The organism is Latilactobacillus fuchuensis (assembly GCF_900258455.1).
Lineage (GTDB): Bacteria > Bacillota > Bacilli > Lactobacillales > Lactobacillaceae > Latilactobacillus > Latilactobacillus fuchuensis.
Map to the genome: position 1 here is coordinate 1,282,074 of NZ_LT984417.1, position 23,355 is coordinate 1,305,428.

The following is a 23,355-nucleotide window of genomic DNA, read 5'->3' on the forward strand; positions in this document are numbered from 1 at the left end:
AATCAAGTTCTGTCACAGCTTGTTTTTTGCATTTATAGTGACAGTTTAATCGTTTGTGCAACCGTCTTTGAAATGCCTAACGCTTCAATCTCGTCGACCGTCGCCGCTTTAATGTGTTTTAAGGAACCAAATTGTTTTAATAACTTCGTCCGGGTTTTTGGTCCGACCCCTTGGATATCATCCAACTTAGAACTTAACGAATTTTTACCGCGTAATTGACGGTGGAAAGTAATCGCAAATCGATGGACTTCATCTTGAATCCGGGTCAATAAATAGAAACCTTGGCTCTTCGGATCCAGATCAATCAATTGATCCGCCGTTTCGCCGTATAACAACGAGGCCGTTCGATGATGATTATTCTTAACCATTCCGGCAATCGGAATGGCTAAATCCAATTCGTTGATCAAGACGTCTTTAGCGGCGTTGAGTTCAACAATCCCACCATCCATCAAAATTAAATCGGGCAGCGGTTTACCTTCCTTCAATAACCGCGAATAACGCCGGCGAATGACTTCACGCGTATTGGCATCTTCATTGGCCCCGGCACGCTCCGGCGTTTCCGTCAATTTATATTTACGGTATAACTTCTTTTCAGCGCGACCATCCACAAAAGTTACCAGCGCCGAAACCGGATCAGCCCCTTGGATATGGGAATGATCAAACGCTTCAATCACGTGGCCATTCGGTAACCCTAGCGCTGCCATAATTTCGTTCTGGGCGCCAATCGTTTGCCGATTATCGAGTTCAAGTAATCGGAACTTCTCTTCTAGTACTAACCGACTATTCTTCTGCGCTAATTCGAGTAACGCCTTTTTTTCACCACGTTGCGGCGTCCGAATGGGCACCTTTAGAATATCAGATAAGACCGCCTTTTCAACGCCAGTCGGCACCAATATTTCACGCGGTAAAACGTTATTCTTACGGTTATACCATTGTAAGATAAAGGTTGCTAGCTCTTCTTCCGGCGTACTAACACACGGGAATAAGCGTTTTTCACGACGAATTAACCGCGCCTGCCGAATAAAGAAGATTTGAATCGAAATCCAACCTTTATCGACATAAAACGCAAATAAATCGCGGGGCGTATTATCGTTCGAAATAATTTTTTGCTTTTCAACCGTCGCTTCGATGTAATGCAGTTGATCGCGTAATTCAGCCGCCCGTTCAAATTGCATCTCGCTAGCCGCCGTTGTCATCTTCGCCGTTAAATTCTTTTTAACCGGATCGACCTGGCCGTTTAAGAAGCGTTTAATCGCTTTGATTTGCATTGCGTACAGACTCTCCGGAACTTCTTTAAAACAAGCACCTAGGCACTGGCCCATGTGGTAGTACAGGCAAGGACGGCCTTGATGCCCCTGACAACGTCTCAAGGGATAAACTCGTTGTAAGAAGCGCAACGTTTCTTGGGCAGCATAGACATCGGGATACGGGCCAAAATAAAAGCCACCATCTTTCTTGACTTCCCCCGTAATCAACAGTTGCGGATCACGTTCATTGGTAATCTTAATATACGGATAACCGGTGCCCCGCTTTAGTTTAATATTATAATACGGCTGGTGTTTTTGAATTAACGTAATTTCCAGCAAAAAAGCTTCCTTATTCGTCGACGTAATGATGGTTTCAAAGTCAACGATTTCAGAAACTAATTTGGCGGTCTTCCCTTCATGACTACTCTTGAAGTATGACCGAACCCGATTTTTTAAATTTTTAGCTTTCCCGACATAGATAATTTGGGCGTTGATATCCTTCATTAAATAACAACCGGGCAAAGCTGGTAATAATGCTAATTTATGTTCAAGATGTTCACTTGCCAAAAACACACCACTCCTTAATCCAAAACAAGTGTTCGTTCTTTCATTTTACGTGTTTTCGGCTAAAAAGCAACTTTAACGACTATTGTGCTAGGACTTGTGCTAAGAACTGTTGGGTTCTTGGTTCTTGCGGGTGATCAAACAATTCTTCTGGTGTCCCTTTTTCAACAATTTGGCTATCGGCCATGAACCAGACCTCATCAGCCACTTCACGTGCGAAGCCCATTTCATGGGTCACCACGACCATCGTCATGCCCTCTTGCGCTAAATCTTGCATGACTTTCAACACTTCACCGACCATTTCGGGATCCAATGCTGAAGTCGGTTCATCAAATAACAGAACGTCTGGCGACATTGCCAAAGCGCGGGCAATTGCGATCCGTTGTTTTTGACCACCAGATAGTTGATTGACATAAGCATCCGCCTTTTCGGATAAGCCAACCCGTTCAAGTAATGCTTCAGCCTGTTTCGTCGCTTCGGCAGCACTTTCTTTTTTGACCTTTTGGGGCGCCAATCGTAAGTTATCCATCACCGTTAAATTCGGAAAAAGATTGAAATTTTGGAAGACCATGCCCATTTTGGTTCTAATCTGATCCAATTCTTTTTCAGACAACGTCATTAAGTCGGTGCCTTCAAATAGAATCTGACCACCAGTTGGTTCTTCTAAGCGGTTCAAACACCGAAGTAGCGTACTCTTACCACCACCAGAGGGGCCAATCACCACGATTACTTGGCCCGCTTCAACGTCGCCACTAACCCCGTTTAGAACTAAATTATCATCATATTTTTTAACGAGTTGATTGATTTTAAGCATGTTGCATCTTCCTTTCGATATAATTCAATAATTTTGAAAGACTAAAGGTTAGGACGAAATAGATCAGCATCGCAACAAAAATCGGTGCGACCCCTTTATACGTCGCTGATTGAACCACTTTCAATTGATAGATTAAATCAGTGACCCCAATAATTGAAACGATTGAACTTTCCTTAATTAATGAAATAAATTCGTTGCCTAATGCTGGCCAAATATTCTTCAAGGCTTGTGGCAAGATAATATACCGCATTGTATCATGTTGTGAAAGTCCTAAACTTCTCGACGCTTCCGTTTGGCCTGGATCAATCGCATTAATCCCAGAACGGATAATTTCAGCGACGTACGCAGCACTATTCAAGGAAACGGCAATCACACCGGCTAATAACGCTGGGATATTAATCCATAAGCCAATTCCGAAATAGACAAACATAATTTGAATCATCAATGGTGTGCCCCGTACGAATTCAATGTACATCACCGCTAAACCATGCATGAATTTATTCTTCGAAATCCGAGCAAAGGCGAGAATCACACCGATTAAAATCCCGATTGCGATTGACACAATCGTAATGAATAAGGTATAGCCAATCCCTTTAGCGAAATAAGACCAATAATGCCACATGCTCGTATTATGCGTGTTTGTTTTCATTAATTTACCCGCATTTTTAAGATATTGCGGAATTAATTTTTGTTTCTTGATTTGCGCAATACTTTGATTAGCTGCTGAAACTAAGGTTGGCGAATTTTTAGGGAAAGCAATTGCAGAACCTTGCATATCCGCCCCTAAATCGAATTTCCCATCAATTCTAACCAATTCTGGATCATTACTGGCATAAGCGGTTGCCACTGGTGTTTCGGCGACAATCCCTTCAATTTTATGGCTCTTGAGTGCGAGTACTAAATCTGGAACCTTGGTTAAACCCGTAATTTGGGCATTTTTAATTTGTTTTTTAGCAAGTGTTTGTTGTAAACTCCCCGTTTGAACCCCCACTTTTTTACCGATGAAACTGTTTTTAGATTTATAGATTTTCGCATCGGCCTTATTGACTAAGATCGATTGTCCACCGAGATAGTACACGTCGGAGAAATCAACACTCTTTGACCGTTCATCCGTTGGTGACATTGCCGAGATGACCATGTCGACTTTCCCAGTTTCAAGCCCGACCAACAATGCATCGAAATCCATGGATTTAACGACTAATTTGACGTTTAAATCATCGGCCAGCTTTTGGGCCACTTGAATGTCCATGCCGACAGTCTTATTTTTGCCGTTTTTATTCACTAAAAATTCATATGGTGCATAATCAGGACTCGTTCCTAGGACTAACGTTTTCTTGGCCTGAACTTGGCTCACGGTCTGACCTGCCGCTGAAACTGGTTGATTATTGCTAATCATTACCCCCAACAATAACATTAAAGGTAACATTAATATCATTAACTTCTTCTTAATATTCATCCTAACTCCTCCTTCGATGTTTCCTATAATACATTAATATGAATATTTATGCAACATTTATTTATATAAATGTTTAAAATTTGCGAATTAATGATAATCTGGTATGATAGATGCAAATGAGAAAAGAGGAATTTCAATGAGTTTAACAGTCCACCGCCAAAATGATTTAACCGGTCTATTCGATAAATTTGCTTCCGTTCCTAAGAAAGAACAACCAGTCGTTAAAAAAGAAGACGAAACAGAAACTAAAAGTAAATCCGATGACGATCAAACCGCACAAAAAAAGTAGACCTCACTTGGTCTACTTTTTTAATACCGAATATTTTATTTAGCGTGCCGTTCTGGGTAACGCTTTTTTAATTGTTCAATGTTATCTTGAGCGACTTGTTCGAAATCAACATTGTTCCACTCGGCGATTTGTGATAAATACCAAAGAACATCACCAATCTTTTTAGTTAAGATTTTTTCATCTAGTTCGTGACCTTGGAAGGTGTACTTCTTAACAATATCGACGACCTCACCACTTTCACTGGATAACCCTAACGCTAGATTCGTCAGAACCTGTTCATTACCGTATAGCGTTCGGTTGGCTAGTTTTTGATATTCATTAAATTCCATTACTGTTGACCTCCAATTTCACATTGACGTTCAATCCATTCCCAAACTTGTTCCTTACCCGCACCGGTTAACGCACTAAAGCTAACAAATTTATCAACTGGGTTAAAATCGAGTTTTTCTTTAATAATTTTTTCTTGACGATTCCACTTGCTCTTAGAAATTTTATCCATCTTCGTTGCAACAACCAAAACGGGCAAATCATAATATTTAGCAAAGACGTACATCGCGACGTCATCTTCGGTGGGTTCATGGCGACCATCAATCAATGAAATCAATCCTCGCACGTTTTGACGCGTTGTGAGGTAAGTTTCGATAATCTGACCGAACTTCTCCCGTTGCTTCTTAGAAACCTTCGCATAGCCGTAACCAGGTACGTCGACGAAGTAGAGTTGACTTTCAACTTTGTAAAAATTCAACGTCTGCGTTTTACCGGGTTTACTTGAGGTCCGCGCATAACTTTTCCGATTGATTAATTTATTAATCAATGATGATTTACCAACGTTTGACCGACCAGATAAGGCAATTTCAGGTAACTGATCAGTTGGATATTGGGCCTCTGAGACCGCACTCATAACCATTTCGACTTCTTGTACTTTCATAATGACCTCCGATTGTTTGCTTCGATAGCTAGTTTAGCATAAATAAAATTTTATTGCGCCGTTGACTTCTCTGAATATCCATGTTTAGGGTCACAAATCAAAAAGGTTGCTGACGCTTAACCCGCCAACAACCTTTATCGAATTATTTTATGACGCTTCTTGACCATCAGCTAAGAAAAGTTGCGGTTGACCAGTACCTTCAACGGCTTCTTTCGTCACTAAGACCTTCGCGATGTCCTCGCGACTTGGGATATCAAACATCATATCCATCATGACTTCTTCAATGATTGACCGTAATCCACGGGCACCCGTATCACGTTCAATCGCTAAATGTGCAATCGCGTGGAGGGCGTTTTCCGTGAAATCAAGTTCAACATCATCTAATGCCATCAGCTTACCATATTGTTTAACGAGTGCATTCTTAGGTTCCGTTAAAATTCGAACCAAATCATCTTCCGTTAATTTCTCCAAAGCAGCTGTAATCGGGATTCGACCGATGAATTCAGGAATAATCCCGAATTTCATTAAATCTTCCGTGCCAATTTGTTGCATTAAACTTTGTTTTTCATCGATGACTTTGCCAGCTTTACTACCAAAACCGATTGTCTTTTCCCCTAGACGGTTCTTAACAATGGTTTCAATGCCGTCAAAAGCCCCACCAATGATGAATAAGATATTAGTGGTATCAATTTGAATTAACTCTTGTTGTGGATGCTTACGCCCACCCTGAGGGGGAACGCTCGCAATGGTCCCTTCAAGAATCTTCAAGAGTGCTTGTTGAACCCCTTCACCTGAAACATCACGGGTGATTGAGACGTTTTCACTCTTCTTGGCAATCTTATCGATTTCATCGATATAAATAATGCCCCGTTCAGCACGATCGACATCGAAGTCAGCATTTTGCAATAACTTCAACAAGATATTTTCAACATCTTCACCCACGTACCCCGCTTCAGTTAACGTCGTGGCATCCGCAATCGCGAATGGCACGTTTAAAATCCGCGCTAAGGTCTGAGCTAAGAATGTTTTACCTGAACCAGTTGGTCCGATTAAAGCGATATTACTCTTTTGAAGTTCAGTATCGCCTTTTTCAGCAACGGTCATTTGGTTAACCCGTTTGTAATGGTTATAAACGGCCACTGATAATGCTTTTTTCGCTTCAGTTTGACCAATAACGTAATCATTAAGGATCGCTAGAATTTCTCTTGGTTTTGGCACTTCTAATAAATCATTAACGGCTTCATCTTTGAATTCTTCATCAATAATTTCTTTACATAAATCAATACATTCATTACAAATGTAAACGCCAGGGCCAGCGACAATCTTTTTAACTTGGTCTTGTGATTTACCACAAAACGAACAAGTGACTGGGCCAGTTGTTGTTTCTGTATCATCTAACATCGTAAAATGATCCCCTTTCCTATCTTCATCATAGCAGGTTTAAAAAAACTGTCAGCTACAACGACTTGAAATCGTAATTAAGACTATAACATAGTTTATTCAGAAGTCACAGCATAACGCCTTTTGCTTAAAATAACGCAAAAGCGGGTCCAAAGTAAGCACCTTGAACCCGCTTTTAGAACCGATTAAAGCTCACATCGTTATTATTTAGCGTCTTTAACTTCGACAGCTGAATCAGTAATCATGTCAATTACTTTTTTAACACCGATATCATGTTTCAACATATCGTCTGAAAGAACGCCACGAACAGCTGATTCTTCCATCTTATATTGTGTTGCTAATTCTTTAATTTCAGCAGCGACTTCTTCGTCAGTTGCTTCGATTTTTTCAGCAGCCACAATTGCTTCTAAAACAAGATTTGTTTTAACGTGTTTGTCAGCATCGCCTTCGAATTGTTTCTTCAAATCATCTTCTGTTGTCCCAGTGATTTGGTAGTACATTTCAGGTTGGATACCTTGTTGTTGCATGTTACCTAAGTATTGTTGTAGTTGAGTATTAACTTCTTCGTCCAACATTGCTTGAGGTAAATCTTCGATTGTTGCATTTTCAGTTGCAGCAGCAACGGCAGCATCTTGGATGGCCGTATCAGCAGCATCATTTTTTTGTTGTTTTAATTCTTCACGAATTTTTTCTTTTAATTCGTCTAATGAATCAACATCTTCATCAACGTCTTTAGCAAATTCATCATCTAATTCAGGTAATTCCTTTGCTTTAACTTCGTGCATTGTCACTTTAAAGATTGCTTCTTTATCAGCTAATTCTTCAGCTTGATAGTCTTTAGGGAATGTGACTTTAACTTCAACTTCTTCACCAGCTTTATGACCAACTAATTGATCTTCAAAACCAGGGATGAATGAGTTTGAGCCTAATTCTAATGAATAGTTGTCGGCTTTGCCACCGTCAAATAATTCACCATCAACTGAACCTTCATAGTCTATGACAACTGTATCGCCATTTTCAGCAGCAGCGTCTTCTTTAAGCACTAATTCAGCTTGACGTTCGCGACGTGTTTCAAGTTCTTGTTCAACGTCTTTGATTGTAATCCGACGGCTTTGTTTTGGCACTTCTAAACCTTTGTAATCGCCCAATTTAACTTCTGGTTTAACGATTACTTTAGCAGAAATCACCCAAGCAGCGCCTTTTTCCATTTTTTCAACATTAATTTCTGGTTGATCAACTGGTTGAATTGCGGCTTCTTTAACAGCAGCATCATAAGCTTCTGGTAAAACAGCGTTTAAAGCATCTTCATAAAGGGCTTCTTCACCATACATCTTGTTAAAGATTTGGCGAGGCATCTTACCTTTACGGAAACCAGGTGTGTTGATGTTTTTACGGACACGTTTGAACGCAACGTCCAAACCTTCACTAATTTTATCTAAATCAATTTCAAAGGTTAGAACACCATCATTGGTGCCCTTTTTTTCCCATTTTGCTGACATAATTTTCCTCCGACAGTTATATTCACAATTTATCAATTGCATACTTAATTAGCATAAACTATTTGCTTGGAATTGTAAATATTTATCCTCATAAAATCCCTATTTTAGTGAATTTATCTCGAATTTTAGACACAAAAAAACCCGAAGTACTAGACTTCGAGTTTTAATATTTAACTAATTAAATATTAGTCAAGGATTTCGCTTACGACACCGGCACCGACAGTACGGCCACCTTCACGGACAGTAAACTTAAGACCCTTTTCAATAGCAACTGGTGAAATTAAGTCTACAGTAAATGTAACGTTATCACCAGGCATAACCATTTCAACGCCTTCTGGTAATTCGATAACACCAGTAACGTCAGTTGTATGGAAATAGAATTGAGGACGATAGTTTGAGAAGAATGGTGTATGACGACCACCTTCATCCTTGCTCAAGATATAAACTTCGCCTTTGAAGTTTTTATGAGTTTGGATTGAACCTGGCTTAGCTAAAACTTGGCCACGTTCGATGTTTTCGCGGTCGATACCACGTAACAATGCGCCGATGTTATCGCCAGCTTGGCCTTGATCCAATGTCTTACGGAACATTTCCAAACCAGTAACAGTTGTCTTAGCAGCTTCTTCTTTCAAGCCGACAATTTCAACTTCGTCGCCGACGTTGATTGTACCACGATCGATACGACCAGAAGCAACAGTACCACGACCAGTGATAGTGAAAACATCTTCAACAGGCATTAAGAAAGGCTTGTCAGTTTCACGTTCTGGAGTTGGTACGTATTCGTCAACGATATCCATTAATTCTTCAACAGCTTTAACATCATCAGGGTTATCGTTTAAAGCACCAAGTGCTGATCCACGGATAACAGGTGTGTTATCACCATCAAAGTCATATTCGTCTAATAATTCGCGAACTTCCATTTCAACTAAGTCAGTTAATTCTTCATCATCAACTAAATCAGTTTTGTTCAAGAAGACGATGATGTAATCAACACCGACTTGGCGAGCAAGTAAGATATGTTCACGTGTTTGTGGCATAGGACCATCAGTTGCGGCAACAACTAAGATAGCACCATCCATTTGTGCAGCACCTGTGATCATGTTTTTAACATAATCAGCATGTCCTGGGGCGTCAATATGTGCATAATGACGTTTTTCTGTTTCGTATTCAACGTGGGCAGTGTTGATAGTGATACCACGTTCTCTTTCTTCTGGTGCAGCATCGATGTTTGCATAGTCTTGAGCTTCTGCCAAGCCTTTACCTGCTAACATCTTTGTGATAGCTGCTGTTAAAGTTGTCTTCCCATGATCGACATGTCCAATAGTACCAATGTTAACATGGGGTTTTGTTCTTTCGTAATGTGCTTTTTCTGCCATTAAAACGAACCTCCTGTATTTTCGCAAGAAAAAATCAGCGGATAAATTCCAATACTGATAATCCTTTACATAATATTATAATACTTCGAGCGCCAAAAGACAAAGTGTTTTTTTGACACAAAAAGAATTCAAAAATGATTATATCTGCTATTTGCACGTTTGTAAACACTTAGCGCTTAAAAAAAGCGATATTTCTAATTTTAAGGTGCATTTTCTCATTTAAAACATTAGTTTAGCCACTAATTCTTGCAATTTCGAAAACCAAGCTTGCGAATTTTCTGAAACTATCGTGGCCTGATTTTCTGGAACTAACCCCAACTCTTGTAAAAAAAGCGTTGTCCATTCATCTGAATCGACCAGAACCTCATTTTCAAACGGGTATAAGCAAGCTAAATAGAGTTGACTTGTCACCAAGACCTGTTCAGCAAAGATCGGATCATCCGCTAACGTTTGCTGAATCGCCTGTTGAACTGCCTGGATTTTCGGACTCGTCTCCATCAACGGGATTTCATTGGGAATAGCGGTCTTCACCTGATCAAACCAAAATACAGCAATCGGCTGCGCTATTTTTAACGTGACCAATTCTTCAAAAATAGTACTGCGCACGAATGGATGCACGTACGGATTAACCAATACCGGTTGAATCCCCTTTAGATATTCGGCTTGTGGTAACTGTTTAGCCAATTTCAGCAGTTGCATCTGTTCCGTCAACGGTAATCCCGCAATACTATAAAGTTTTTGTTGGATTTTATCGATTGCCGGCACCTGTTGTTCTCGGTACCGATTCTGCGCGCGTTCAATGCTCCGTTTTACGGTTTGCCAAAATACGCGTTGTTTGGCGTCCTGTTGCATTTGGGGCCATACCCCTTGCCAGAGCTCGTTAGCCTCAACAAACTCCTTGTTCGCCAATAAAACGGCAATGTAGAAGCCAATCAGATCTGGTTCAGCCAAATAGTCGGCGACCTTCTCTTGCATTAATTGCAAAGCTGCCGCTAGCTGGCGATTTTCAACCAACACACTTGCCAATAAAATATTTAAACTAAAACGTTGTTCTAAAGCGTACGCGGCTTCAAAATGGTCAATCGCAGTCGCCCAATTTTGTTGATTGGCCGCCTGCTTCCCGAGTTGAATATGCCGTTCATAATTACCCGGCAGTTCCACTGTCTCACCCATCGACTCACTCCCCACTTTTATTATTAGAAAAAAAGCCGAATTAATATTCGACTTTTTACGTTTATTCCGCTGATTTAGCAGGTACTTCTTTTACGGGCGCTTTTTTAACGTCCTTTTTTTGACGACGATGATTTTGATTGATTTCCATAATCACTGGTAAAATCACGGGCCGCCGTTTTGTTTGTTCATACAAATAATGGCTTAAATTTTCCCGGACATCCTGTTTCAAATGACTCCAGTCAAACTCTTTGTTATCCAAATTATTCTGAACCGCTTGTTTAATGATTTCTGAACTTTCAGCCATCAAATCTTTGCTGGTTTTAACGTAGACAAATCCGCGAGCAGTCACTTTAGGATCAGCAATGATTTTTTTATTTTTACGATCAATGGTGACGACCGCAATAAAAATCCCATCTTCTGATAGCAATTTACGATCACGCAAGACGATATTACCGATATCGCCAATACCACTACCATCGATCATAATATCCGTTGCGTCTACTTGACCACCAACGTGCATCTTACCGTTGTCGTAGCTCAAGATATCGCCCTTACCGACGATAAAGATGTCCTTATAATCCATTCCTGTTTCATGCGCAATATCGGCATGCGCCGCTAATAAACGGTATTCGCCTTGCACTGGAATTAAAAATTGTGGGTGTAATAAATTGAGCATCAATTGTAAATCGCCCTTGTTCGCATGACCGGACGCATGTAAATCATCACCAACGGCTTTGACTTCACCGCCAGCACGATAAATCATGTCCTTAGTCTTGGCCAAAATAGTTTCCATGGCGTGTGAAGGTGACGTCGTTAAGTAGACCAAATCGCCCTCTTCAATGTGAATTAAACGATGATGACTTGTCGCCATCTTTTGTAAGGCTTTAATCGGTTCGCCCATTCGACCGGTTTCTAAAATCACCGTTTGTTCGGGGGCCAACGTTTCTAGGTCTTTCGGTTGCACTAAAATGGCTTCATCTGGCAAAATAATCATTTCGAGTTTCATCGCCGTCCGCACAATTTTTTCTAAATCGCGACCGGTTAAAACGACTTTACGCCCTGTTTTATAAGCTGCATCGATGACTTGTTGAATCCGGACAATGTTTGAAGCGACTGACGCCACAATAATCCGGCCCGTTTGATATTTGAAGGTTTCAAAAATGGATTCCTCAATATCAAGTTCGCTAGCCATCGCATAAGGTGATTCGGCATTAGCTGAATCGCTCAGCAACGCTAAGACCCCTTGCTTGCCGATTTCAGCTAAACGCGCATAATCGGTTTGATACATCGGTTGTGCGGATTGATCGAATTTAAAATCACCCGTATAAACGATTTGACCTTCATCCGTCTTAATAACGATCCCGAGTGAACCGGGAATTGAATGGGTCGTCTTAAAGAATGACACCGTCGTACTGTCAAAATCAATCGCCGTATTGGCATTAATCACGTGGAAATTCTGGAAACGACGCAACTTAGGTTCGCTGCTGACCGTAATCTTCGCTAGTTCAATCGTTAATTCTGACCCAAAGACGGGCACATCGTGTTCTTTTAAGAAATAAGGTAGGGCGCCAATTGCATCGACATGACCATGCGTTAAGAAAATCCCGACAACCCGCTCTGCATTTTCTTCCAAATAAGTCATATCCGGAATGACAATATCAATCCCTAATAATTCAGTTTCTGGGTATTTCAAACCACAATCTAAAATATAAATCTCATCATTGACTTCAACCACGTTTAAATTTTTACCGTTTTCACGGACGCCGCCAAGCGGCATAATCTTAATGTTACTCATTCTTTCACCTCTATGAAATTGAAAGGCACGCCTTTCAAACTATTCATCTATTTTTTTAAATTTTTCGTTTAAAACTCATCCGCTTTAAATTCTAATTCATATTTTATCACAATTTAAACAAACAAACAGCTTTTGATTACTAAAGACCCACTCAATGAGGCCCACACTTTAAAAAAGGCAAAAAAAAAGCCACCCGATTGGGCGACTTCTTAAGTAAATTAACGACGTAAGCCAAGGCTCTTGATTAATTCACGGTAACGTTGAACATCTGAATCACGTAGGTAACGTAAAAGGTTACGACGGTGACCAATCTTCTTCATTTGACCAACATATGAATGGTGATCTTTCTTATGAACAGATAAATGTTCGTTTAAGGCGTTGATTTCTGCAGTCAAAACAGCGATTTGAACTTCTGGTGAACCAGTGTCCCCTTCGTGACGTGCATATTGTTTGATAACATCGTTCTTAGTAATTTGTGAAATAGCCATGCTAATTTCCACCCTTCAATTATGATAGCCCGAAACAGCGTAAAGCGTCGGGTGAACGTCGCTAAACGATGTAACAGGTTCCGTGCGAATTGCACTACATCACTTTACTAAAAAAAAACGATAAAAGCAAGCCATCATTCTCAAAAAAATTATGCAGTCAAGTTGAAATACTTTACAACTTAGTATTGCAATCAGTCTCATTTGTTTGGTATAATAACGTCTGTTGAAATTAAAAATCTTTTTTTATAAAGATAGTGAAACCCATCGGAGGTGAAACCATGCCACAAATTAAATCTGCTATGAAACGTGTTAAAACAATTGAAAAAGCAAACAACAGAAACGCTTCACAATTAAGCACAATGCGTTCAGCAATCAAAAAATTCAAAGTTGCTACTGAAGAAGGTAGTGACCAAGCTGCAGACTTATTGAAAGCTGCTACTCGCGCAATCGATATGGCTGAAACTAAAGGCTTAATCCACGCCAACAAAGCTGGCCGTGACAAGTCACGTTTAAACAAAATGATGGCTAAATAATTTTTGCCAATATTCAAATAGGCTACCGACAATCTTCTGATTATCGGTAGCCTATTTTTTTAGGCCGTTTTTTGCGCAGCAAACTGTAACATAAAGAGTTCAAATAATAAGGCTGGTTGCCCCTGCCCCGTTTTGATTTTAACTTCAATGTCTTCTAACCCAAGATAAGCAGCTGCCAATGTCGGCTTCGAAAAATGTTTAATTTGTTGCATCGCCAACTTAATCCGATACGGATGGATTTTTAAAACGCTGGCGAGATTGCCCTGACTATACCCTTTTTCGAATAGAATTTTAACTTGCAGCAATAGCCGGAATTGCCCTAAAAGAATCGCATTAATCTTTAAAGGTTCCTCTTTTTGCAGCACTAATTCATGATAAATCGTCAAAGCCGGACCGACTTTTTTCTGTAAGACTAACGGTACCAATTCAAAAACATTATTTTCAATACTGCTGGCGACTAACGTATTGACCGCCGCCACCGTAATCTCGCGTGTTTGAGCGGCGTAGAGAATTAATTTTGGCAATTCAGCCATCATCTGACTATAATCGCCACCGGTTTTGCTGACTAACAGTTGCATCGCCGGTGCCTCGATCGTCACATTTTGCGTTTTCAAATACTGCCCCACCAGCTGCTGTGCTTGATGATCCTTAACTTTTTGGACATCAACAATTGTGGCGCTCTTTTTAAGCTGCTTGACTAATTTTTTCCGTTCATCCAACTTAGGATACGGCGCAAAAACGACCAATGTGGTTGTCGGTTGTGGCGTTTCAAAATAAGTTTGTAAGCTCGCTAAATCATGATCTAGTTTATTTTTAGTTTTTTCACCCGTTAAAAAATACGGATTTTGCAAAAAGACTAAGCGGCGTTCACCAAAAAAAGGTGCCGAACCCGCATCGTCAATTGCTACAGCGACCTCGGTAGCCGCTAAATCATAGCTCGCAAAATTCATCGTGAGCTCTTCAGCCGGTAAACTTTGTTTAAATAATTGACGTACCTCTTCAATTAACGCTTCTTCTTGCCCTAAAACAAGGTAGAGTGGCGCCAATTGTTGGTGTTGAATCGCTGTTTTTAATTGTTCAATTATCATCATTTACCCAATCCTTTATCGTTGTTTTAATTTGACTATTGTCGCTATCCAGCAAGGGTCCGTAACACCATTCAAGCATCCCTGACTGCGCGGTCACCCAATAAGGCACTCTCGCTTGTTTTAATGTTTTAAGCGTGACTTCGTGCGGATGTTGATAACGGTTATGTCGACCAGCCGAAATCAAGGCGCCCTTTGGTTTTAACCGTTGAACAAAAGCTGGTGCAGTTGCTGTTTGACTCCCGTGGTGGCCCACCTTTAAATAATCGACCGTAAGCTGCGGATAACGTCTTAATAGGTCTAATTCACCAGCTTGCTCCAGATCGCCCGTAAACAGCCACTGTGTCCCTTGTAAATTAGTCGTAATCACTAACGAATCCGCATTAGTCCCATTACCCGCAGTAACTGGTGCTAAAACAGAATAGACTTGCCGACCGATTTTAAACGACTGATCCGCCAAAGTTGGCGTTAATTGAATCTGATTCAAATAGGGCTTAATTTGCCGTTGAAATTGTTGATTTTCCGGTAACCCCGCCGCACAAATCACCCGATCGACCTTGATTTTCTGCAGGAGTTGACCCAAATCACCAATATGATCGGCATCTTGATGCGTCACCGCGACCGCATCCAAATGGTCGATGCCTTGACTATACAGATAATTAATCGTCATTTTTTCGACGCGACTCACTTGATAGCGTTTCTGCCATTTTTCCTGTGGCAATTTTAACCGACCACCCGTATCGATTAATAGGTGGTGGCGATTAAACGGCTGTTGAATCAGAATACTATCCCCTTGGCCAATATCAAAGACAATCACCCGACCGATTGGGTTAAAATGAATCCCCAAAAAGCTGAGACCGTACAACAGGATTATCCCACGACGTAACCGACGGCGGACGGCTGGCGCTACTGTGACCATTAGCAATAACGTCAAAACCAGTACGCCTAATAGTGGCAATAATGGTATTTTACCAAACGTCACGGTTAGATACGGCAACGTGGCCAACCAATCTAACAACTGGTAAAGACTCCGCAAGACCCAGTCGCAGCCAGCAACTAGTGGTGGACAAGCAAATTGTCCGATAAGTGCTAAACCGACTAAGCTCAATACAACCGGTAAATAAATTGGGACCATCGCGCCATTCACCAAAATCGTTAACAAATGCCAGCGATAAGTATACCGTAGACCAAGTGGTAAGCTGATTAGATTCAGCCAATAACACACCTTAAAATTAGACTGACCTTGCAAGTAGATGAGTGCAAAAGCCATCAAATAACTGAGTTGGCCCCCCATTGATTGCAAAAGATACGGCTGCCACAACAAATTCAGTCCTAAGACCTGACTCCAACTATCTAAACGCGATTGCCGCCAGTGGCACTCTTCACAGAGCAGTTGCACCATCATTAACCCAATCGCACGACTAACACTCGTTCCGTTACCAGTAAACACAGCATAGAATGGCAGACTGACCAGCAACAATCGATTCATAATCTCGCGGGGAATTCGACAATAAGTCGCCCCCGCGCGCACTAATGACAGTAAGTAAAAAACGTGTAAACCAGATAAACTGAGCAGATGAATGACCCCCAAGCGACCCAGCGTCTCTTGATACTGCGTTCCTTGTTGATCCCGAATACCAAGCAATAGCGCTTGCGCGTGAAAACTTAACGTCGGCGGTAATTGTGCTAGTCTAAGCGCACACTTTTGACGAACGCTATGTAATCGGTCACGCCAATTTTGGGGCTCAATTAGTTGTAAATTCTGCTCCGGTGACACCTGAATTTGATAATGGCAATCTTTTTGTTGCGCTAAAAAACGGGCGTAATCAAATTCATTGCGATTGGTCGCACGTTGAACTGGTTCAAAATCAAAGTCACCAGTCAATATGATTGGCTGCCAATTCGTGCGCCAACGTCGTTGTTCTTGACGATTCTGACAACGATAAAATCCAGAAACCACTTGGTGATCGATTTGACTGGTCGCCAAAAAACGGACCTGGTCTCCCGCCACTTGAATGTCATCCGGTTGAATCTTAAAAACCTGTTGATCTGGCGGTCGGCGTGTTAAATCCGATTGCAGTTGGCCTCCAAAACGGACAATGCCGCAGATTAATAAGCCAATCGTCATCCCAATAATCATTGGTTGTCGCAAAACACTGATTCTGACCAACCACAATAATAATAAGCAACTACTAATCAGGCGATACTGACCAAGCAAAACCGCGTTGAGTAAAGCTAAACAAATAACTGGGTAAACCCAGTTATTTCTCATTCAGAAGTCTGTTCGTTCTCCAAAAAATTAACTAATGTATTGGCATCATCCACGGATAAATTAACCTGTTCAACCACCACACCTGATTTTTCCAATAACTCGTAGGCATACGGATCATTATGGTAATCCTTTTGATAGTGAATTTGGCTAATCCCCGCTTGAATAATTAATTTAGTACATTGTAAACAAGGAAAATGAGTGACGTAAATCTCAGCGCCGTCTGTTTGGACCCCAAATTTAGCACATTGTGTCAGAGCATTCATTTCAGCATGAATCGTCCGTAAACAGTGGCCGTCGCGCATTAAACAGCCGACATCGATACAGTGATCTTCATGAGCGACGGAGCCATTATAGCCCCCCGCAATAATGCGTCGATTACGAACCACTAATGCGCCGACGAACAAACGTGGACACGTACTACGCATCGATAATAGCACCGACTGTAACATAAAATATTGATTCCATGGCATTCGCTTATCTGACACCATCATTCCCCCTAAAAATATAATTAGTTCTCATTATAGCAAATTTTACGTCAATCGGACCTATTCAACACAAATTTGCGACTGTAACTGTTCAAAAGTTTTCGGGCCAATCCCGCCAACTTTTTGTAATTCTTCAATCTTCTCAAATTTTCCTTGTTCATCACGATACGCAATTATTTGTTCAGCCTTCTTCGGCCCAATACCACTCAACGTTTGTAACTGAGCACTGTCAGCTTGGTTTAAGTTAATTTTGGCACTGATGGTCGATTCATTCGTTGCCGTTGTCGGTTGTTCTGTCGTTACTTCTTGGCCACCGCTAGTCTCAGGATTTTTGATTAATTCTGCGGCCTCAATCGCCTCCCCTTTGCGTGGCACATAAATGATTAATTGATCCGTCAATTTCTGCGCTAGATTTAATTGACTCGTCTCAGCCGCTTCGGTCACCTCGCCCGCAGCCTTCAGCACATCAAATAACCGTGTTTGACCAATCTTAATCGGATAAATGCCCGGATGGTTCACCGCCCCTTTTAAATCGATAAAGCCACCTTTTACCGGTTGCTCTGACTGGTTAGTTTGCGATTTAGGTTTTGCAGACGGTTGCTTTTTTGATGATGCTCCTTTTAGTAATTGTTGGTTCTCAACGCGTTGGTGCGCTGTCCGTTGGTGTCGCCCCCAGAGACCACCCCCAATTAAGATTAAACCCACGATTGGTAGCCACCAAAACTGACGCCAACGTTGCCAATTAATCGGCCCCATCTCATCACCTCCCTATCTATAATTACCCGAAACAATCAAAAAAGTCCGCTGATTAATCATCAACGAACTTTTACTGGTTATTTTAAATAATTGAGGGCATCGTCCAACGTTTTGACTGGGACGATTTTCATTTTAGTTTTAATCTTTTTAGCAGCTGCTTTGGCAATTGCGTAGTTATTTTGATAGTCCGGTTCGACTTTCAAAATGGCTTTAGTGACCGGATCATCTGGGGCGAAGAACACCGTGGCCCCTTCTTGACTGGCGACTAGAACTTTCTTATCAATCCCGCCAATTGGTCCAACTGTGCCATCGGGAGCAATCGTTCCCGTCCCAGCAATCGTGCGACCGGTTAATAATGATTGATTGGTTAACTGGCTATAAATTTGTAGCGTAAACATCAAGCCCGCTGACGGCCCACCAATTTCACCCGCATCGATCTTAACCGGCGTTTCGGTCTCAATTTCTGAATGATCGGTTAACGTAATTCCTAAACCCGCATAATGCGTTTTAGGCAGCTTCATTAACCGCTGAGTCGCCTTTTTAGCGTGACCGTTATGCTGGTACGCAATTGTCACCTTTTGACCCACTTTTAAACCTTGCACGTATTTAACAAAACCATTGGCGCTCTTAAATTGCTTTTGATTGATGGCCGTAATGGTATCGCCGACTGCTAACTGCTTTTTAAAAGTCGATTGCTCTAAAACAGACATCACATACACCCCCATATACTTGGTGGTGTATGGTTTTTCAGCTTTCTTATAAGCCGCCTCAACCGCACTGTTAATCGAGCTGTCCATATAATATTTTTGAATCTGATCATAATCTTTAGAATCTTCATCGTCCATTAATTCAGCACGACTCATAATTTCAGTAAAGGGTTGGGTTTTAGATAATAATAACTGTAACCCCGTTGCTGGACCTTGAATTCCCACTGTCGTCAATAAAAAGCGACCCCGTTGTTGGTCATGTTTCCCCGCAACTGTGACAAATTGTTTAGTGGGTTCGGCCGTTCCAGCACCTTCTATGTAGTAATGGGTTGGCACTAGGCAAAATGCTAGTAGTAGAAGAATCACTAGCGGCCAGATAAATCGTTTGAATCCCCGCTTCTTTTTTGGCATTTTAATCTCTCTTATCCTGTAATTTTTGTTTTAAAGCCCGTTCGACGGCTGGTGGCACTAATTGACTAACTTGACCACCAAAACTGGCGATTTCTTTCACCATACTAGAAGAGATAAACGCATATTCCTGTTTGGCCAACAGTAAAACCGTTTCTAGCTGATCATCTTGGGTTTGATTTAACGCCGCAATGTCTCTTTCGTATTCGAAATCATTGGCATTGCGAATCCCCCGAATTAGATAACGAGCACCCACTTGGCGCGCAAAATCGGCCGTCAACGTTTTGGGTTGCGCGACGACTTGTACGTTGGGTAAATCAGTCGTGACTTCCGCGATTAATGCTACTTTCGTGGGACTATCAAATAAAGGCTGTTTCGCCGCGTTAGTCATCACCGCGATAATGACTTGATCAAACAGCTGACTAGCGCGTTGAACCGTATCTAAATGCCCTTTCGTAAAGGGATCGAAACTTCCTGGAAACAAAGCAATTTTAGACATCTTGCCACTTCCTTAACCAATAAATTTAAAGATGGCAACTTCGGTAATGCCGTAATTTTGTTGCCGTTTTAGTTCATAATGTGGTATCTCTTCTGGATAAACCAGCGTCGTATCCGTTTCGCATAAAATCGTCGCACCCGGTTGCAAGATATCGAGTTCAACGAATTGTTGTAATTGTGCCAACATCTGTTGCTGTTTATAAGGTGGATCCAATAAAACCAACTCGAATTTTTGCTGATCAGTTGCCAATTTGACCAACGCTTTTTCAGCCGGCATCTTCCAAATCGTAAAACAATCCGGCATCTTTGTGACAGCGACGTTATCTTGAATCATTTGAATCGCTGCGTATTGACGGTCCACTAAAAAGGCGTGATCCATCCCACGCGAAACGGCTTCAATGGCCAATCCGCCACTACCAGCATAGAGATCTAACGCTTGGCCCCCATCAAAAAATTGACCGAGCATACTAAACATGGCTTCTTTCACTTTGTCCGTGGTTGGTCGTGTTTGCATTCCTGGGACGGCCTTTAAACGCCGTCCGCCAAATTCGCCTGCAATAATCCGCATTAATCTAACTCCTCTGAATCTGTTTTTTGAGTGATCATTTCCTCTGGTTTACCCACACGGGCCCCAAAGTCCATATCAATATTGGGCCGTTGTGAAAGACTAACCCGTTTAACATAATGTAATTTCTTTAATTTTTCGACAGCCATCTCAGCTTGGTCAATGTCGACATACAAATACACGTATTTCATGCGTTTAGACGTGTAATAAACAAGACCGTATCGTCTTAATTGTTTCACTTGCCGTAATGAATACAGCCATACAACCACGCCTTGTCGTTTCGTTACTGTCAATGTCATCTAATCAGTCCTTTATCTACTATCGTTGATGTGGTCGCCGGTCAATCTCAAAAAAAGGATTGCCCGCTGCGACTTGAATATCGGTCGAAATGCTGTCAGCAATCGTGATGCTAATCTGACCCCATAAATTTTCTAAATCAGTTTTAGCTTGTTTAAAAGCCTGAATTTTAGGTTGCAAGTCCAACGCCCGTTTCGCTTTTAACACAGCCGTTTGAACCTGCATGAAACCCGGCGCAGCCTCACCGTAATCAGCAATTGCCGCATAACGATCACGTAACCGCGTGAAATCTGCGATCTGTTGTTGTAATGCTGGATCATCTGCCACTATTTGTTTCGTGGTCTGATAGCATTGGTAGACGGTCCCTTGGCGAATCGTTTGAAAAAGTTGCGCCAATTGGGTTTCAATGGCTAATAAATTATCATCAATTATCACGTTGACCTACTCCAATACTAAAATTGTATGACCGTTAATGTTTGTCAAACGCATATGCTGCAAATCTGGCTGTTTAATCACAGATTGTAGCGCGGTTTGTCGGTTCAACACTAATTGCTTCGTCCCGAGTTGGTTCGGCCAAATAAAAAGATGACTCGTTGGCGTCAAACCGAGTGCTGGCCACAATCCCCGTTTAAAATCACGCGTGGTCAAATACCGGTTATCCGTCGTTGCTTGTTTAATCTGCCGAAACCGTTGCTGTCCCTGTTTTGTTAACCACCGAGCCGGTTTAGCTTTAAACTGTTGCATAAAAGCAGAATCAACCGGTAATGATTCAACGGTCAACAACGGTTGCTGTTGATTTAAGCGTTGGATCTGAACATATTGTTGCAAGATGGCTTGTTGGTTCTGGGCTGCGTCAGTCACGCTATTATCTGATACAGGAATCGGGGTCATTGAAATGACCCGGTATAAATCAGTTTGTAATAATGCATTAGCGTCTAAATAAATGACCGTTGATAAGTGACCATCCGCCATCACCAAAATGGCGTACGTGCCATTCTTAAACGCGACCAGTGGATATTGCTTTTGTTGTTGTTCATTTAACTCAATCTGAAAAGTTTGTTCGTGCAGTTTAACTTCAAAATTAGCGGCTAACGTCATTTTGCGTGTCACCTGATTAAGCGTTTGCTGATATTTAAACGGGGCGATACTTTGATCTTGCCCCAATAAAACGAGCTGTTCAACCCGATTGGTTTGTTGATCAATCGTTGCTTCCAGATATTGCTGAGAATCGACGTGAAATAACCAGCGGGTCGTCTCTGCCCCATTATCAAGTTGCTTGATTGGTTGCCCATAGTTTTCTATTAAGTCCGCGACTGGTCGTTGAATCAATTTAGCCGGACCAGCCGTAGACAACATTTGATTTTGCGGATGCGTTAACCGCGGTTTTGTTTTAGTCGATGCCGGCGGTTTAACCACGGGTGATTGCGTATCGAACACGATCGGCCAAGCAAATAAAATCCCTAGCCAGATGCATAGCGCCACCAACCACCGCCAACTCTTTTTAACCCACTGCATTTAGTGTAACCGTTGGTGCGCCAACCGCTTTTCTTGGGCACTAATATTCAATACCATGCCCAAGCCGGTTGCAAGCACCAGCATGCTGGAGCCCCCATAACTAATGAATGGCAAGGTCACCCCTGTGATTGGTAAGATTCCTAATAGCCCACCGACGTTAAAGAAGGTTTGAACGAAAATAATCGTGCCAACGCCATAACAAATTAACGTATGATACATCTTAGTCGCGTGAATCCCCAGCATAAATATCCGGATAATCATCACACTTAATAGTCCTAAGATCACCAAGGCCCCCAATACGCCGATTTCTTCAGTAATGATTGATAAAATAAAATCGGTATACGGTTCCGGTAAATACCCACGTTTTTGGATACTGTTCCCCAGTCCTAAGCCAAACCAACCGCCATTGTTAATCGCGTAATACGAATTAACCAGCTGACTGCCACCCATGTTTTCTAACTTAAACGGGTGTAAAAAGGCCAATAATCGGTTTAACTTATACGATGAAATATTATTTGATAAATTAAAATGCCCTAGAATCGTTAAAGCACTCGTGACGACTGCTGCAATCCCACTAATCGCAATCGCACCATATTTAAATGGAATCCCAGTCCCAAAAAACATGACTAAGGTCACCATGCCTAGAATACTAGCGCCCCCTAAATCGGGTTGTAAAAAGACCAACACCAGAATCGCCGCGACTAAACCGACCGGTTGTAAAAATAACTTGACGTTATCCCAAAATTTTTCTTCCAAATCCTTTTCCTTACGCGATAACATGCTCGCAAGGTACAAAACAATCAATAGTTTCGCAAATTCAGACGGTTGAATCGTGAAGGGCCCGATTGGAATCCAGGCTGTCGCCCCATTAACCGCTGCGCTTGGTCGAAAGTGACTTAACCCGAAAAGATACAGTAGTGCTAGAAAAACCACAATCGTACTCCACATTAATAGTTTAGAACTACGTAATACTGATAATCGTAAGAAAAACGTGAACAATAATAGGATGAACCCGATTGCGATATAGATTAATTGTTTGGTAAAATAGGCGTCCGGTTTCAAGCCATTGATCGACATTAAATCTGAACTGGCCGAATAAACCATCAAGGCCCCAATGGCGCATAAAATGATATACGGCATTAATAACCAATAATCGAGATATTGAATTTTACTTTTTTGAAACTTTCGCCACACAGTTACACCT

General features: G+C 41.5%; 24 protein-coding genes. 2 read left to right on the forward strand and 22 right to left on the reverse strand.

Features of this window, described 5'->3' with window-relative positions; genetic code table 11:
• Nucleotides 1–32 precede the first annotated feature (32 nt).
• The 3 genes from uvrC to LFUMFP_RS06045 all read right to left on the reverse strand — a co-directional run bounded on the left by uvrC (nucleotide 33) and on the right by LFUMFP_RS06045 (nucleotide 4,021).
• Nucleotides 33–1,814: an excinuclease ABC subunit UvrC gene (gene uvrC, locus LFUMFP_RS06035; RefSeq protein ID WP_056950751.1), complete on the reverse strand. Its 1,782-nt coding sequence runs from the start codon at nucleotides 1,812–1,814 to the stop codon at nucleotides 33–35.
• Between the two features lie 79 nt (nucleotides 1,815–1,893).
• The gene (locus LFUMFP_RS06040) at nucleotides 1,894–2,625 is read right to left on the reverse strand and encodes an amino acid ABC transporter ATP-binding protein (RefSeq protein WP_025082369.1); all 732 of its coding nucleotides are present in this window, start codon (nucleotides 2,623–2,625) and stop codon (nucleotides 1,894–1,896) included.
• Entirely contained in the window at nucleotides 2,618–4,021 is a 1,404-nt protein-coding gene (locus LFUMFP_RS06045) for an ABC transporter substrate-binding protein/permease (protein ID WP_408609871.1), read from the reverse strand. The genes LFUMFP_RS06040 and LFUMFP_RS06045 overlap by 8 nt, the downstream gene beginning before the upstream one ends.
• Nucleotides 4,022–4,217: 196 nt before the next feature.
• Here LFUMFP_RS06045 and LFUMFP_RS09885 point away from each other — a divergent pair, with 196 nt between their 5' ends.
• On the forward strand, nucleotides 4,218–4,370 hold the full coding sequence (locus LFUMFP_RS09885) for an SPJ_0845 family protein (protein ID WP_169788637.1): 153 nt from the start codon (nucleotides 4,218–4,220) through the stop codon (nucleotides 4,368–4,370).
• A 35-nt stretch (nucleotides 4,371–4,405) separates the two neighbouring features.
• Here the strand turns inward: LFUMFP_RS09885 and LFUMFP_RS06050 are convergent, their stop codons facing one another.
• The 8 genes from LFUMFP_RS06050 to rpsO form a co-directional block, all read right to left on the reverse strand.
• Nucleotides 4,406–4,699, reverse strand: coding sequence for a nucleoside triphosphate pyrophosphohydrolase family protein (locus LFUMFP_RS06050; RefSeq protein ID WP_025082371.1), 294 nt, complete (start codon nucleotides 4,697–4,699; stop codon nucleotides 4,406–4,408).
• Entirely contained in the window at nucleotides 4,699–5,298 is a 600-nt protein-coding gene (gene yihA, locus LFUMFP_RS06055; RefSeq protein ID WP_025082372.1) for a ribosome biogenesis GTP-binding protein YihA/YsxC, read from the reverse strand. Before yihA ends, LFUMFP_RS06050 begins: the two co-directional genes overlap by 1 nt.
• A gap of 147 nt (nucleotides 5,299–5,445) precedes the next feature.
• Nucleotides 5,446–6,699: an ATP-dependent Clp protease ATP-binding subunit ClpX gene (gene clpX / locus LFUMFP_RS06060; protein WP_106483262.1), complete on the reverse strand. Its 1,254-nt coding sequence runs from the start codon at nucleotides 6,697–6,699 to the stop codon at nucleotides 5,446–5,448.
• Between the two features lie 203 nt (nucleotides 6,700–6,902).
• A complete protein-coding gene (tig, locus tag LFUMFP_RS06065; RefSeq protein ID WP_025082374.1) occupies nucleotides 6,903–8,198 on the reverse strand; it encodes a trigger factor in 1,296 nt (431 codons plus the stop codon).
• 185 nt (nucleotides 8,199–8,383) lie between these two features.
• Complete coding sequence (gene tuf, locus LFUMFP_RS06070) at nucleotides 8,384–9,574, reverse strand: elongation factor Tu (RefSeq protein ID WP_025082375.1); 1,191 nt, start codon at nucleotides 9,572–9,574, stop codon at nucleotides 8,384–8,386.
• 219 nt (nucleotides 9,575–9,793) lie between these two features.
• On the reverse strand, nucleotides 9,794–10,747 hold the full coding sequence (locus LFUMFP_RS06075) for a tetratricopeptide repeat protein (RefSeq protein ID WP_025082376.1): 954 nt from the start codon (nucleotides 10,745–10,747) through the stop codon (nucleotides 9,794–9,796).
• Nucleotides 10,748–10,808: 61 nt separating this feature from the next.
• The gene (locus LFUMFP_RS06080) at nucleotides 10,809–12,542 is read right to left on the reverse strand and encodes a ribonuclease J (protein ID WP_025082377.1); all 1,734 of its coding nucleotides are present in this window, start codon (nucleotides 12,540–12,542) and stop codon (nucleotides 10,809–10,811) included.
• A gap of 218 nt (nucleotides 12,543–12,760) precedes the next feature.
• Entirely contained in the window at nucleotides 12,761–13,030 is a 270-nt protein-coding gene (rpsO, locus tag LFUMFP_RS06085) for a 30S ribosomal protein S15 (protein WP_025082378.1), read from the reverse strand.
• Nucleotides 13,031–13,308: 278 nt separating this feature from the next.
• On the opposite strand from rpsO, the gene rpsT reads away from it, so the two are divergent.
• Entirely contained in the window at nucleotides 13,309–13,563 is a 255-nt protein-coding gene (rpsT, locus tag LFUMFP_RS06090) for a 30S ribosomal protein S20 (RefSeq protein WP_025082379.1), read from the forward strand.
• A 59-nt stretch (nucleotides 13,564–13,622) separates the two neighbouring features.
• Here the strand turns inward: rpsT and holA are convergent, their stop codons facing one another.
• The 11 genes from holA to LFUMFP_RS06145 form a co-directional block, all read right to left on the reverse strand.
• On the reverse strand, nucleotides 13,623–14,651 hold the full coding sequence (holA, locus tag LFUMFP_RS06095) for a DNA polymerase III subunit delta (RefSeq protein ID WP_106483598.1): 1,029 nt from the start codon (nucleotides 14,649–14,651) through the stop codon (nucleotides 13,623–13,625).
• Nucleotides 14,641–16,800, reverse strand: a complete 2,160-nt coding sequence (locus tag LFUMFP_RS06100; RefSeq protein WP_233210627.1) for a DNA internalization-related competence protein ComEC/Rec2 — start codon at nucleotides 16,798–16,800, stop codon at nucleotides 14,641–14,643. Before LFUMFP_RS06100 ends, holA begins: the two co-directional genes overlap by 11 nt.
• 116 nt (nucleotides 16,801–16,916) lie before the next feature.
• Nucleotides 16,917–17,408: a ComE operon protein 2 gene (locus LFUMFP_RS06105; RefSeq protein WP_035438757.1), complete on the reverse strand. Its 492-nt coding sequence runs from the start codon at nucleotides 17,406–17,408 to the stop codon at nucleotides 16,917–16,919.
• Between the two features lie 57 nt (nucleotides 17,409–17,465).
• Nucleotides 17,466–18,161 carry a helix-hairpin-helix domain-containing protein gene (locus LFUMFP_RS06110; RefSeq protein ID WP_106483264.1) on the reverse strand — a complete coding sequence of 232 codons (696 nt, stop codon included), beginning with the start codon at nucleotides 18,159–18,161 and terminating at the stop codon, nucleotides 17,466–17,468.
• Between the two features lie 77 nt (nucleotides 18,162–18,238).
• Complete coding sequence (locus LFUMFP_RS06115; RefSeq protein WP_106483265.1) at nucleotides 18,239–19,279, reverse strand: SepM family pheromone-processing serine protease; 1,041 nt, start codon at nucleotides 19,277–19,279, stop codon at nucleotides 18,239–18,241.
• Between the two features lies 1 nt (nucleotide 19,280).
• Nucleotides 19,281–19,775, reverse strand: coding sequence for a pantetheine-phosphate adenylyltransferase (gene coaD, locus LFUMFP_RS06120; protein WP_106483266.1), 495 nt, complete (start codon nucleotides 19,773–19,775; stop codon nucleotides 19,281–19,283).
• 12 nt (nucleotides 19,776–19,787) lie between these two features.
• Entirely contained in the window at nucleotides 19,788–20,342 is a 555-nt protein-coding gene (rsmD, locus tag LFUMFP_RS06125; protein ID WP_106483267.1) for a 16S rRNA (guanine(966)-N(2))-methyltransferase RsmD, read from the reverse strand.
• Entirely contained in the window at nucleotides 20,342–20,638 is a 297-nt protein-coding gene (locus LFUMFP_RS06130; RefSeq protein ID WP_025082387.1) for a YlbG family protein, read from the reverse strand. The genes rsmD and LFUMFP_RS06130 overlap by 1 nt, the downstream gene beginning before the upstream one ends.
• Nucleotides 20,639–20,657: 19 nt before the next feature.
• Complete coding sequence (locus LFUMFP_RS06135; protein ID WP_025082388.1) at nucleotides 20,658–21,071, reverse strand: YlbF/YmcA family competence regulator; 414 nt, start codon at nucleotides 21,069–21,071, stop codon at nucleotides 20,658–20,660.
• A gap of 6 nt (nucleotides 21,072–21,077) precedes the next feature.
• On the reverse strand, nucleotides 21,078–22,151 hold the full coding sequence (locus tag LFUMFP_RS06140) for a CAP-associated domain-containing protein (RefSeq protein WP_081779510.1): 1,074 nt from the start codon (nucleotides 22,149–22,151) through the stop codon (nucleotides 21,078–21,080).
• On the reverse strand, nucleotides 22,152–23,345 hold the full coding sequence (locus LFUMFP_RS06145; protein ID WP_106483268.1) for an FtsW/RodA/SpoVE family cell cycle protein: 1,194 nt from the start codon (nucleotides 23,343–23,345) through the stop codon (nucleotides 22,152–22,154).
• Between the last annotated feature and the right edge of the window lie 10 nt (nucleotides 23,346–23,355).

Coding starts and splice junctions, on each gene's coding strand:
- tig (WP_025082374.1), bottom strand. CDS start 8,198: ATGTCAGCAAAATGGGAAAAAAAGGGCACCAATGATGGTGTTCTAACC.
- LFUMFP_RS06045 (WP_408609871.1), bottom strand. CDS start 4,021: ATGATTAGCAATAATCAACCAGTTTCAGCGGCAGGTCAGACCGTGAGC.
- yihA (WP_025082372.1), bottom strand. CDS start 5,298: ATGAAAGTACAAGAAGTCGAAATGGTTATGAGTGCGGTCTCAGAGGCC.
- LFUMFP_RS06075 (WP_025082376.1), bottom strand. CDS start 10,747: ATGGGTGAGACAGTGGAACTGCCGGGTAATTATGAACGGCATATTCAA.
- LFUMFP_RS06115 (WP_106483265.1), bottom strand. CDS start 19,279: ATGCCAAAAAAGAAGCGGGGATTCAAACGATTTATCTGGCCGCTAGTG.
- tuf (WP_025082375.1), bottom strand. CDS start 9,574: ATGGCAGAAAAAGCACATTACGAAAGAACAAAACCCCATGTTAACATT.
- LFUMFP_RS06040 (WP_025082369.1), bottom strand. CDS start 2,625: ATGCTTAAAATCAATCAACTCGTTAAAAAATATGATGATAATTTAGTT.
- rpsT (WP_025082379.1), top strand. CDS start 13,309: ATGCCACAAATTAAATCTGCTATGAAACGTGTTAAAACAATTGAAAAA.
- holA (WP_106483598.1), bottom strand. CDS start 14,651: ATGATAATTGAACAATTAAAAACAGCGATTCAACACCAACAATTGGCG.
- LFUMFP_RS06110 (WP_106483264.1), bottom strand. CDS start 18,161: ATGGGGCCGATTAATTGGCAACGTTGGCGTCAGTTTTGGTGGCTACCA.
- rpsO (WP_025082378.1), bottom strand. CDS start 13,030: ATGGCTATTTCACAAATTACTAAGAACGATGTTATCAAACAATATGCA.
- clpX (WP_106483262.1), bottom strand. CDS start 6,699: ATGTTAGATGATACAGAAACAACAACTGGCCCAGTCACTTGTTCGTTT.
- LFUMFP_RS06050 (WP_025082371.1), bottom strand. CDS start 4,699: ATGGAATTTAATGAATATCAAAAACTAGCCAACCGAACGCTATACGGT.
- LFUMFP_RS06130 (WP_025082387.1), bottom strand. CDS start 20,638: ATGACATTGACAGTAACGAAACGACAAGGCGTGGTTGTATGGCTGTAT.
- coaD (WP_106483266.1), bottom strand. CDS start 19,775: ATGTCTAAAATTGCTTTGTTTCCAGGAAGTTTCGATCCCTTTACGAAA.
- rsmD (WP_106483267.1), bottom strand. CDS start 20,342: ATGCGGATTATTGCAGGCGAATTTGGCGGACGGCGTTTAAAGGCCGTC.
- LFUMFP_RS09885 (WP_169788637.1), top strand. CDS start 4,218: ATGAGTTTAACAGTCCACCGCCAAAATGATTTAACCGGTCTATTCGAT.
- LFUMFP_RS06140 (WP_081779510.1), bottom strand. CDS start 22,151: ATGCAGTGGGTTAAAAAGAGTTGGCGGTGGTTGGTGGCGCTATGCATC.
- LFUMFP_RS06105 (WP_035438757.1), bottom strand. CDS start 17,408: ATGGTGTCAGATAAGCGAATGCCATGGAATCAATATTTTATGTTACAG.
- LFUMFP_RS06080 (WP_025082377.1), bottom strand. CDS start 12,542: ATGAGTAACATTAAGATTATGCCGCTTGGCGGCGTCCGTGAAAACGGT.